At 38.3% G+C, this 11,636-nt stretch carries 8 protein-coding genes and 1 other annotated feature; of the genes, 4 read left to right on the forward strand and 4 right to left on the reverse strand.

The features are described from left to right. Positions 1 to 26: 26 nt before the first annotated feature. Positions 27 to 1,157, forward strand: coding sequence for an acetylornithine transaminase (locus tag B3D98_RS07495; RefSeq protein WP_288582127.1), 1,131 nt, complete (start codon positions 27 to 29; stop codon positions 1,155 to 1,157). A 109-nt stretch (positions 1,158 to 1,266) separates the two neighbouring features. Here the strand turns inward: B3D98_RS07495 and B3D98_RS07500 are convergent, their stop codons facing one another. Together B3D98_RS07500 and B3D98_RS07505 are read right to left on the reverse strand one after the other, a co-directional pair. Next, entirely contained in the window at positions 1,267 to 2,148 is an 882-nt protein-coding gene (locus tag B3D98_RS07500; RefSeq protein ID WP_288582128.1) for an NAD-dependent epimerase/dehydratase family protein, read from the reverse strand. Positions 2,149 to 2,283: 135 nt separating this feature from the next. Then, positions 2,284 to 5,316 carry a transglycosylase domain-containing protein gene (locus B3D98_RS07505; RefSeq protein ID WP_054549938.1) on the reverse strand — a complete coding sequence of 1,011 codons (3,033 nt, stop codon included), beginning with the start codon at positions 5,314 to 5,316 and terminating at the stop codon, positions 2,284 to 2,286. A 102-nt stretch (positions 5,317 to 5,418) separates the two neighbouring features. After that, positions 5,419 to 5,627, forward strand: a binding site (T-box leader). A gap of 83 nt (positions 5,628 to 5,710) precedes the next feature. Between B3D98_RS07505 and tyrS the strand changes: the two genes are divergently transcribed. After that, positions 5,711 to 6,979 carry a tyrosine--tRNA ligase gene (tyrS, locus tag B3D98_RS07510; protein WP_115674505.1) on the forward strand — a complete coding sequence of 423 codons (1,269 nt, stop codon included), beginning with the start codon at positions 5,711 to 5,713 and terminating at the stop codon, positions 6,977 to 6,979. Between the two features lie 50 nt (positions 6,980 to 7,029). Here tyrS and B3D98_RS07515 read toward each other — a convergent pair whose 3' ends face one another. Then, positions 7,030 to 7,833, reverse strand: a complete 804-nt coding sequence (locus tag B3D98_RS07515; RefSeq protein ID WP_103118663.1) for a cobalamin-binding protein — start codon at positions 7,831 to 7,833, stop codon at positions 7,030 to 7,032. Between the two features lie 139 nt (positions 7,834 to 7,972). Further along, a complete protein-coding gene (locus B3D98_RS07520) occupies positions 7,973 to 9,178 on the reverse strand; it encodes an iron-containing alcohol dehydrogenase (RefSeq protein WP_288582129.1) in 1,206 nt (401 codons plus the stop codon). 530 nt (positions 9,179 to 9,708) lie between these two features. Here B3D98_RS07520 and B3D98_RS07525 point away from each other — a divergent pair. Together B3D98_RS07525 and B3D98_RS07530 are read left to right on the forward strand one after the other, a co-directional pair. Next, positions 9,709 to 10,257 carry a MarR family winged helix-turn-helix transcriptional regulator gene (locus B3D98_RS07525; protein ID WP_288582130.1) on the forward strand — a complete coding sequence of 183 codons (549 nt, stop codon included), beginning with the start codon at positions 9,709 to 9,711 and terminating at the stop codon, positions 10,255 to 10,257. Positions 10,258 to 10,348: 91 nt separating this feature from the next. Continuing rightward, positions 10,349 to 11,545 carry an MFS transporter gene (locus B3D98_RS07530; RefSeq protein ID WP_288582131.1) on the forward strand — a complete coding sequence of 399 codons (1,197 nt, stop codon included), beginning with the start codon at positions 10,349 to 10,351 and terminating at the stop codon, positions 11,543 to 11,545. Positions 11,546 to 11,636 lie beyond the last annotated feature (91 nt).

An 11,636-nucleotide genomic window follows, 5' to 3' on the forward strand; every position in this document is an offset into this window, starting at 1 on the left:
TTTTAAATGATAGTGGAGATGATAACATGAGTGTTTTATTTGAGAATTACGGCAAGCGTCGTGCACAAATTGTTAAAGGTCAGGGGACAATTGTTGAGGATTCAACAGGGAAGCAATACTTGGATTTTACTAGTGGCATTGCTGTGGTGAGTCTTGGTCATGCCCATCCAGCCGTTGTACAGGCACTTCAAGAGCAAAGCCAAAAGCTATGGCATATTTCAAATCTTTTTGAAATACCAGGTCAGGAAAAGGTGGCAGAAAAATTAATTGCTAATACACACTTTTCACATGCCTTTTTTTGTAATAGCGGGGCTGAGGCTAATGAAGCGGCCATTAAATTAGCTCGTAAGCATACAGGCAAACATCATATTATTACATTTGAAAAATCATTCCACGGTCGTACTTTTGGAGCAATGTCTGCAACAGGTCAAGGCAAAGTACATAATGGCTTTGGACCACTCGTAGAAAAATTTTCGATTCTGCCATTTAATGATGCTGCTACACTTGAAGCAACCGTTGATGATTCAGTTGCAGCTATAATGCTAGAAATGATTCAGGGAGAGGGTGGCGTCAATAGTGTATCAGCAGAATTTGCCGCAGCTATTGCAAAAGTCTGTGAGGAGCAAGGTGTACTACTAATTGTTGATGAAGTGCAAACGGGCATTGGAAGAACAGGAACACGCTATGCATTTGAACAAACGGTATTAAAGCCACATATCGTAACTTTGGCAAAAGGCTTAGGTGGTGGTTTCCCTGTTGGTGCAATGCTCGGAACTGCTGAGCTTCATGCTACATTTAGTCCAGGAACACATGGTACAACATTCGGTGGAAACCCTCTTGCGATGAATGTGGCACAAGCTGTTTTAAATCATGTGTTTGAGCCGGATTTTTTACACCAGGTACGAGAAATATCTGCCTATTTTGTGGCACAACTAAGGGCTCATTTATCTTCTAGCTATACTGTTCAAGGCCAGGGTCTCTTGTTAGGGATTGGCTGTGGGGACACGGAAGTTGCGCCTTATATCGCGGCAGCGGAAGAAAGTGGTCTTTTATTAGTAGGGGCAGGGCCAACAGTTATTCGTCTTTTGCCTCCATTAACGGTCACAAAGGAAGAGATTGACAAAGCAGTAGCTATTTTAAAGAACATATTACCGTGAAAATAAACTTTCGTTCAGCAGAAAGTGAGGCATTAGCGGCAAAAATGACTAGACATTAGGATGAACAAAGAATCTGCTAGATATGAGCAGATTCTTTGCGCTATAAATGCTATTGTAGCTGTTTTACTAATGTTGCCACTAATTTTGGTAACCAATCTTCAAGCTGACTAAACGTAAATCCTGCCTTCTCAGCCTTAGCATTAGACATATACCAATCAGCAGGCACCCCATAAGGAGACTGTGATTCCTCATCACCACCAATGAGGGAAATTTTTGCGCGCTGACCACTTGCTTCTTCAATTAGCGCAATTAGATCTTTGAGAGATATGGCCCCTGATGCGGTAGCATTGTATGGTCCCTCAATAGGAGTAACGCCCGCAAAGTATAAAAATTCAGCAGCTTCCCTATCTGTAATATAACTCATCTTTGCATCAATGTTCGGTAAAGTAATCGGCTGATTCTGTAAAATATGTTCAACGTGGAAATGTAAACGTCGAGTATAATCATCTTCACCCATCACAATTGGGAAACGTACAGCTACGACTGGGAATGAAGCTTCTTTGAATAAGACTGCCTCCGCTTGTCGTTTTCCTTCTCCATAAGAAAATTCCTCTTGATGTCCCATACGAATTTGATACTGGTATGGATCAAAGTCTTCTTCCTTTTTCATCTTACCATCTACCTCATATGTTGAAAGAGTAGAAGTAAAGACGAGCTTTTTCGTTTTTCCCTTTAATATCTCGCAAATCGCTTGTGCCTCGTTGGGCGAATAGCAAATATTATCATAGACAATGTCCCATGTTGTATTGGCTAGTGCCTGTTCTAAAGCATCACGATCATTACGATTTACTACTAATTGCTTAACATGTGTACCAAAGGGGTTGCCACTTTGACCACGTGTTAAAATCGTTACATTATGTCCATTTTGAATACAAAGATCAACTAGCTTTTTTCCAAAAAAACGTGTGCCTCCTAAAATCAATATGTTCATATATTTTCACCCCTTCAAAATAGTAGTCCTCTTAATAATGACAAAAAAACAGACTTACTACAATTCATAAGTAATATGCAGTAAGTCTGTTTAATTGATTATCTAATACAAATGCTTTTGCTAAGGCATAATGGATTAGCGCCTTGATGTTTCAGTTGGAGTAGTGGTATTACCATTGTCTCCTCCATTTGTGCCATCTCCGGGGTTATCAGATCCATCGCCATTGCTTCCGGAGCCATCACCGTTATTGGAGCCATTGCCATTGTTACCAGAACCATCACCGTTATTGGAGCCATTGCCGTTATTACCAGACCCGTTCCCGTTATTGGAGCCATTGCCGTTACTACCCGAACCATTACCATTGCCATTAGTAGGTGGTGTTGTAGGTGGTATTGGTTCTTGGTCGTTTTCCTCTGGGTCAGGTTCATTTTCACTACCGCCAGTAGACACAACATTGGAGTGTGGTGATGTTAAACCTGTAATATCTACAGCGACCACTACATAAGCTTGTCCACTAGCAACCGTAATGCTTTGTGTTGACTCTAGTACGGACGTTACAAGTGTATTACCGCCATTCGTAACGTTGTAGATACGATAACCAACAACATCATTCGATGACTCTGACCATGATAATGTAGAGCCATTTACTGAAGCTGAGACAGCTCCTGGAGGGCTACCATCCGCTGGGAAATCAACTGCTGATACAGATGAATTCGACAATGTAGAATTCTTTGGTAACAGACTAGCAGGGTTCCCGCCAAGTCTACCTAACATTCGTTTAATAAAGTCTTGATTAATGCCTGCGCCACCTGCTTTTACAAACTCTGCTGGTGTATTTGGCAACGCATTATAAGTTTTTCCTTTAATCGTCACAACACTTGAAGAGGCTAAGCTATCATCAGGTTGTGATGGTAAAAATACTTTCGCATTAAATAAATCTGAGCGTACAAGACCTGCGCTAGCACAAGCTGCAGAAGGGGCCATGCCGGAAATGCCACAGAATGATGCTGTCACAACATTTTTAGGCGCCTTAAAACTTGTTGGAGGGTCAATTAGCTGAGGGTCCGCATCGTAAACAGCATTCATTAAAGTACCCCATAGCTTATTCACCCGAACGCTTGGCTGTAAATAGGTGTTGTTAAATGCATAAAGTGTACGAGGTTGATCGTAACCCATCCAAACACCAAGAGATACATTAGGGTTATAACCAACTAACCAAACATCTTTATATTCTTGAGAAGTCCCTGTTTTTGCAGCGAAATCAGAAGAGAATTTTAATGTATTTCGTGCCATTGTCCCTGTTCCTTTAGTGAGAACATCACGTAGCATATCTGTCACGATATAAGATGTTTCTGGGCTAAATACTTGAACAGGTTCTACTTCATGTTGGTAAACAATATTTCCTTCTTGGTCTTCAATTCGATCAATCATATAAGCGTCAATGAATTGGCCACCATTTGCAAAGGTAGCAAAGGCATTTGTATTTTCTTCAACAGTAGTTCCTTCGCTTAAAGCACCGATCCCAGTTGCTAGGTTAGTAAAATCATCTGGATGTAATTTTGAGAATCCCATTTTTACTAACAAATCTGCAGGGCGTCTACTAATAATATCATTATATAAACGTAGTGCTGAAATGTTTTGAGAATCTGCTAAAGCTTCACGTGCTGGAATAAGACCTCGCTCATCACTCGTAATATAGTTACTTGGACTCCAAGAACCAATTGAGAATTTCACGTCAACTAATGGACTACCCGCACCGATTACGCCATACTCAATGGCAGGTCCATAAACAAGTAATGGTTTCATTGTAGAACCGTTAGAACGATAAGCTTGTGTTGCATGGTTTACTTGAGTGGTTTTAAAGTCTCGACCACCGACAAAGCTTAAAATACGACCTGTCGTATTCTCTATTAAAATACTACCTACTTGTACCGGCATCTCAATATCAATCTCTTCACCAGTAACAGGATCTTTCCCTTTACCAGTATACGTATGACCATAATACTGGAAGTCTTTTGCTGCTTTTTGCATCGCATCATACATATCTTTATTAATGGTTGAATAAATACGATAGCCTTTTGAACGAACATCACGATCTGCTAAAATCGTATATTTATCCTTTAATTTTTTTTCTGACTTTAAGCGCTCTGGGTCAATCCCATCATCTTTTGCTAATTTTTCAGCAATAATATCTTTTGCACGAGCTTCAAGCTCATAAGTCAACCAAGGATAACGATCCTCCGCGCGCATTTCTGGTCCACGGAAATCGGCAGCAATATCATAGTTTAACGCTTCATTATACTGTGCATCATCAATATAACCAGCTTCTTTCATACGATAAAGTACTGTTTTCATACGATCAATACCTGGTTTCAAAGCTTCTTCACTTTTCAGTTCACCTGTATTTGTAAATGGTGTATAAGCAAATGGTGCCTGTGGAATACCAGCTATGTACGCAGCTTGAGGAAGAGTCAATTCTTTTGCTTTTACGCCAAAAATTCCTTCCGCAGCTGTTTCAACACCTGCAATATTTCGTCCTGAAGAGTTACGACCATAGGGAATGATATTTAAATAAGCCTCTAATATTTCTTCCTTCGTCATAAAATGTTCTAAACGCATCGCTAGTAAAATTTCCTTAGCTTTACGCTCGTATGATACTTCATTAGTTAGTACTTGGTTTTTAATAAGCTGCTGGGTAAGTGTAGAACCACCTGTCTGCGTTGCAGAGTTTGTGACATCTTGTAATAACCCACGAATAACTGCTTTAGGAACAATTCCGTTATGCTCTCGGAAATATTCATCTTCTGTTGCCAGAACAGCATTCACGACCTCTGGTGCAACATTGCTAAGCGAAGTTTCACGTCGATCTAAATCTGTCCTTAATTTCCCAATATAAATATCGTTGGCAAAATAAATCTCACTGGTTTCTTCATAGCTAAAAATTTGATCCCTTAACTCTTGTTTTGAGCGTAACGGTTCTTCTTTTACAAGAGAAGCAAAATAACCAGCTCCAACTGAACCGACAAATACAGTGCCAACCAATGCAAAGACTAAAAATAGTAAAAATAAGTTCCAGGTAACACTACCTGAAATACGTAATTTCTTCATCCATTTTTGTTCAAGTAATTCATCGATCTTTGCATTGATTTTTTCAATCCAATCTTTCAATGTATCGACCTCCTAAAATCTTGTCTATTATAGCACATATTGTTTTAGCACGAACATAGTTATTGACTTTGAAAAAGAATCGTATAAAATTATGTTTATAGTTTTCTGGTGATGAAGAGCTTGCAGTAGTGTCTATATTCCCTGTTTAGAGAGCCAGTGGTTGGTGAAAACTGGTCATATTGTAGAGACGAATTACGTGCTTGGAGCTTAGACGTGCGCGCCTGCGATAAAGGCGGCTGAATGAAGTGGAAGGTGGATGACATCTTCAAGCTGGGTGGTACCGCGTTAGTTTGCAACTTAACGTCCCTGCATGCAATTGTTTGCGTGTAGGGACTTTTTTTATTTAAACATGTCCATGCACGTAATGAATTTAACCATTTTAGGAGGAATGAACATGACAAACGAATTATTACAAGATTTAGAATGGCGTGGTTTGCTATACCAACAAACAGATGCGGAAGGCATGGCAAAATTATTAGATGAACAATCTGTATCTTTATACTGTGGGGTAGATCCAACAGCTGACTCCATGCATATTGGACATATTGTTCCATTGTTAACACTTCGTCGATTCCAAAAAGCGGGCCACCGTCCAATTTTACTCGTTGGTGGTGCGACAGGGATGATCGGTGACCCATCTGGCCGTTCAGAAGAGCGCCAATTACAAACAGTAGAGCAAATCGATAAAAACGTTCAAGGAATCCGTAGTCAATTAGAACGTATTTTCGAATTTGCGGAAGATGGCAATGGTGCTCAGCTTGTGAACAATCGTGACTGGATTGGTAATATAAACACAATTGAATTTTTACGTGATTACGGGAAACTAATTAACGTAAACTATATGTTAGCAAAAGATACGATTGCTTCTCGTCTTGACACAGGAATCTCGTTTACAGAGTTTGCCTATACGTTAATTCAAGGTATTGATTACAATCATTTATACAATCACTACAATTGCCGTATTCAAGTAGGTGGCTCTGACCAATGGGGTAATATTACAACAGGGTTAGAGGTTATTCGTAAAACACACGAGGAAGAAACGAAAGCCTTTGGAATTACGATTCCATTAGTAACAAAGGCAGATGGTACAAAGTTTGGTAAAACAGCAGGTGGTGCTGTTTGGCTAGATAGTAAGAAAACATCTCCATATGAATTCTACCAATTCTGGATCAATGCAGCTGATGCAGATGTCATAAAATACTTAAAAATCTTCACGTTCCTATCTCGTGAAGAAATTGAAGCTTTAGCCGTATCTGTAGAGGAGGAGCCACATTTACGTAAGGCCCAAAAGGCGCTAGCTGAAGAAATGACTCGTTTAATACATGGTCAAGAGGCATTAGAGCAAGCCATCCGTATTACAGCTGCTTTATTCTCAGGAGATCTAAAAGCACTTTCAGCCGAAGAAATGAAGGACGCTTTTAAAGACGTTCCTTCTATTGAAATGGCTAAAGAGGATAAAAACATTGTGGACCTACTTGTGGAGGCCGGCATTTCCTCTTCAAAACGTCAAGCACGTGAAGATGTATCAAATGGTGCAATTAGTGTAAACGGTGAAAAGGTAACAGATTTAGAATATGTAGTCGATGCGAAGGATCGTTTAGAGGATGCATTTAGCATTGTCCGTCGAGGTAAGAAAAAATATCATATGGTGAAATTTATCTAATTTCTATTTGCAAAACCACATCCCAAAAAACGCTGGATGTGGTTTTTTCATCATAAGAAACTTGGAGGTTTTATTTGTTCATATTCTTTAGGATGCAGTATTTTTCCAAGCTTTATAGCACCTTCAATAAGTCGTGGAGAAGGGCGACAATACAGCCATTCTTCCATTACATGGAGCTGTTCCGATTGAATGGCATGTAACTCTTTGGCATATGGACGTTTTAATAAATTAGCAGGTTGGATACGCTCAAATGCGACACCAACCCAAGCCATCATGATATAGTCAGGCTGGCGTTTAACAACATCTGTCCAATCTGTTTGAACACTAGCAAGCTCAACATCTTGAAATAGATTTATGCCACCAGCAAGAGCGCTAATTTCTGTTAGCCAATTTATTTTCCCAGGAGTGAAAATAGGGTTCGGCCACCATTCCCAATACAGGGTAGGTTTCTTCGGAATTGTTTGTGCAATGGAATACATTTTTTCGATGGAATGCATGTACTCTTCAGCAATTGTCTTTGCTTGTTCCTCCACTTGACAAGCTTTCCCGAGTGTCAGAAGATCTTGCGCAATTTCTTCTAATGAGTTTGCATTAAAAATAATATGAGGAATATTTCTTTCTTTTAGTGCCTCAATGTTTTTTTCCATACCAGGTACACTCAAGGAAGCCAGAACAAGATCAGGCTGTAATGCCTCTAATGCATCCATGTTAATTGATAAATCAGGCCCAAGCTGTGGTAGATCTTTAACCGATGATGGCCAATCAGAATAATCATCAACTCCAACGAGCTGGTCTGTCAGCCCTAAATAGGCGACTAATTCTGTATTGCTAGGACAAATTGAAATTAAACGCATATTATTTTCTCCTATTCTTTTTAAGAAAAGTATAGCGAGAGTTCCCGTGATAGACAATGTGTGTGTATCGAGTCCATAAAAAAGTGGAGAAAACATTTGTTTTCTCCATCCTTTGTATAGGCTTATAGGAAACCGTCGATTAAGAAAGGGCAACTGCCTCGAGTGACTCTTCTTTTTTCACAATAGGACCCATTGCATTTGTGATGATTTGTTTGATATCCTCTAGTGTTGCTTTACGAGGGTTCGTCTCAGCACACACATCTAATAATGCATTTTTTGCTAAGATCTCAATATCCTCATCTTTTGCACCTAATTCACGGAAGCCGCTAGGAATATTTAAATCTTGTGATAACTTCTCAATCGCTGTAATAGCCTTTTCAGCCGCATCTCGCTTACTTAAACCCTCTACATTTTCTCCTAATAATTCAGCGATACGAGCAAAGCGCTCTGTACGTGCTGTGACATTATATCGACAAACATGTGGCAATAAAATAGCGTTGCACACGCCATGTGGTAGGTTATAGAAACCACCCAATTGATGAGCAATTGCATGAACATAGCCAAGTGATGCATTATTAAAGGCCATTCCCGCTAAAAATTGTGCATATACCATTTGTTCACGCGCTTCTATATCAGCTCCATTTGCATAGGCACGTGGTAGATATTCAGGAATTAGCTGAAGGACCTTTTCAGCACATGCGTCCGTGATTGGTGTAGCATTCGTAGAAACGAATGATTCAATAGCATGTGTTAGTGCATCGACCCCAGTAGCTGCCGTAAGAGCAGGAGGTAAACCAATCATTAATTCAGGATCGTTTATAGAAAGTAACGGTGTCACATGCTTATCAACAATGGCCATTTTTACTTTGCGTGCTGTATCCGTGATAATAGTGAAACGAGTCATTTCACTGGCAGTACCAGCAGTTGTATTAATTGCAATTAATGGCACAAGTGGATTTTGTGATTTATCAACGCCTTCATAATCATGAATGCGTCCACCATTCGAAGCAATAAGTCCGATACCTTTTGCTGCATCGTGTGCGCTGCCTCCTCCAAGAGAAACAATAGAATCACAGTTTTCTGCATGATACACGGAAATGCCATCTTCTATGTTTTGATCTGTTGGATTTGGTTCTGCTTTAGGGAAAATTGCTACATCAATTCCAGCAGCTGTAATGATGTTTGCAATTTGTTCTGAGAGACCTAATTTGTGTAGACCCTCATCTGTTACGATTAATGTCTTTTTCACTTCTAAATCATTTAAGCGTTTACCAACTTCTTGAATTGCTCCAGGTCCAAATAAGTTTGTTTTCGGCATAACAAATTGCTTTAGAACGTCTGACATATTTCCAACCCCTTTTAAAAAATTATTATTGCTTGAATGATGGTGAACCACCTTTCGCAATTCATCGTATTCTATTTTTTGTAAAAGTTCAACTCGTATTTTTATTAAAATTGTTAAATTTCTTCATGTTATTATTTTGCAAAAAAGTTAAGGTGATGATAGGAGCATTGGAATGTTGTTTTGTTGTAGAATATTGAATTTAAAAAGGTTTTAAAAATATTTTACTATGAAAGTAAAATATATTTTTTGGAAAACAGTTCTATTTTGAGGATCTAATGAATAGTAAATAACTGATATTTTGTTTTTATTATAAAGGTAGTGATTATGTTATTTTGAAACTATGTAATTGCTATTTTAAAGTACATAAAATTGCCACAATATAAGAGAAAAAATTATTGTTGGTTATAATAATCTGGGCAATGCGTCTGCGATAAAAAAGTAGTGCATCATTTTGAAGAAATCAGTGAAAATAAAAATTCTTGCTTTGGATTAAATTTATAGTTAGATAATCTAATTAAAAGGTGATTGTAATGACAAAAAGTAAGAAAACGTACACACATGAAGATGATTTACCTGTATTGGGGGTAGAGCCGTATATTGAACTGATTCAAATATCTTCTTCAAGTGATACAAATCGAGAAGATGCCAAGCTGGGATTAATGTTGTTATGGTTAAGTGATTATGTGCTGGATGTAGCAGACAATGAGTTAGCTCCTTTTGGCATTACGGAAAGTAAATTAGACTTATTACTATTGCTGACTCTACATGAAGATAGACGAGCGACTCCATCAGCTTTAGCTCAACGATTAGGAATTACGAGAGCATCAGCAACGTCAATGCTTGATTGGCTAGAAAAGAGAAATCTTGTTGTACGGAATCATAGTAAAGAAGATCGGAGGAAGGTCTATGTAAGTTTAACGGATGAAGGTCGTGCTTTTATAACGAAAGTGTTACCGACTTATTGGTCGTCATGTGCTTCTAATTTAATTGATTTGGAACCTGATGAACGAAAAGTATTTGAAAAGCTAGTGAGTAAATTATTAAAATCTATACAAAGAAAATTAAAGGTGGAACGTTAAACTGTAGCTATGTTGGTACAGTTTAATTTTTAATCGTTTAATTAGATTATCTAACTATAAGTTAATCGAACTAAAAAGGTGATGTATTTAAATGAACATTGTAATTTCAGGAAATCGAGCAAATTATGCTTTAATGACAACTATTTTATCCTGGACAGGAATGGTAGTGATGTCGAGTCTCTATTTAACAATACCTCTGATTAGTGTATTCAGTGATTATTTTCATATTTCATTGACTAAAGCGGGTTTTACATCTAGTGTTTTTTCACTTGGATTTGCACTAGGGTGTTTTTTCTATGGTGCGATATCAGAAAAATATGGTCGTAAAAATATCATTGTATTTGGGCTTTTTTCATTAAGCGTAATAACGTTACTTCTAGGTTTAGTTAATGACTTTTCTTTTATCCTTCTATTGAGAGGATTACAGGGGCTTGCGGCAGCAACATTTTCACCAGTAGCACTTGCCTATACTCTTGAGGTTTTTCCAAATGATCGAAAAGTTGGGGCAGTAGGTTCTATCAGTACGGGATTTCTTGTAGCGGGTATAGTTGGTCAGGTGTTTAGTGGATATGTAAGCGACCATAGTCATTGGCACGTCATCTTTTATGTACTTGCTGTAGTGTATGTTATGACTGCTTTGTTAGTCGTGTGGATCTTACCGAAGGGAATAATTCAGAATGAAACTAAAAATATATGGGCTCCTCTGAAGAGAATTGGTATTATTTTCACCAATAGAAATTTGATCTTTAGTTATATCATTGCGTTTGTATTATTAATGTCATTTGTCAGTATGTACATTATTTTAGGGGCTTATTTAACGAGTGATTTCTTTGGTATGAAAAGTCAGAACCTTATTTACATTCGTATCTTTGGGATAGTAGGGATGGTTATGTCACCATTTGCGGGGAAAATAGCAAAGCGTTTTAATGTGCTGTTTGTACTGAAAATGGCCTTAACTCTTTCGATTATTGCACTGACCGCGATGAGCTTTATTTCAACTATAGCCGGTTTAACAATCAGTAGTATTTTATTTGTTGGTGGGATTGCACTTGCTGTTCCTTCATTAGTAACGCTTGTTAGTCAGTTAGGTTGGAATATGGGAGGGATTGCAGTTTCTATGTACACAGTAATTTTATTTGCTGGAACAAGTGTTGCACCGTTCATATCTGCTTATTTCATACAATTTGGTAGCTTTACTGTAGCCTTCCTCCTACTTGCTACAATACTCGGTACTGGATTAGTTTTTGCGCTAATGATTAAAAGCGGAAAAAACGTAGGTTCTAATTGATTGTTCATAGAAAAAAAGCCCTGAAGCCTTGGTATACAAGGGATTTCAGGGCTTTTATTAGCATCAATTGATTAACGAGAGAAGTACTCTA

This window comes from Lysinibacillus sp. UBA5994 (genome assembly GCF_002429725.1).
Taxonomy (GTDB): Bacteria; Bacillota; Bacilli; order Bacillales_A; family Planococcaceae; genus Lysinibacillus; species Lysinibacillus capsici.

Coding starts and splice junctions, on each gene's coding strand:
- B3D98_RS07495 (WP_288582127.1), top strand. CDS start 27: ATGAGTGTTTTATTTGAGAATTACGGCAAGCGTCGTGCACAAATTGTT.
- B3D98_RS07500 (WP_288582128.1), bottom strand. CDS start 2,148: ATGAACATATTGATTTTAGGAGGCACACGTTTTTTTGGAAAAAAGCTA.
- tyrS (WP_115674505.1), top strand. CDS start 5,711: ATGACAAACGAATTATTACAAGATTTAGAATGGCGTGGTTTGCTATAC.
- B3D98_RS07515 (WP_103118663.1), bottom strand. CDS start 7,833: ATGCGTTTAATTTCAATTTGTCCTAGCAATACAGAATTAGTCGCCTAT.
- B3D98_RS07520 (WP_288582129.1), bottom strand. CDS start 9,178: ATGTCAGACGTTCTAAAGCAATTTGTTATGCCGAAAACAAACTTATTT.
- B3D98_RS07525 (WP_288582130.1), top strand. CDS start 9,709: ATGACAAAAAGTAAGAAAACGTACACACATGAAGATGATTTACCTGTA.
- B3D98_RS07530 (WP_288582131.1), top strand. CDS start 10,349: ATGAACATTGTAATTTCAGGAAATCGAGCAAATTATGCTTTAATGACA.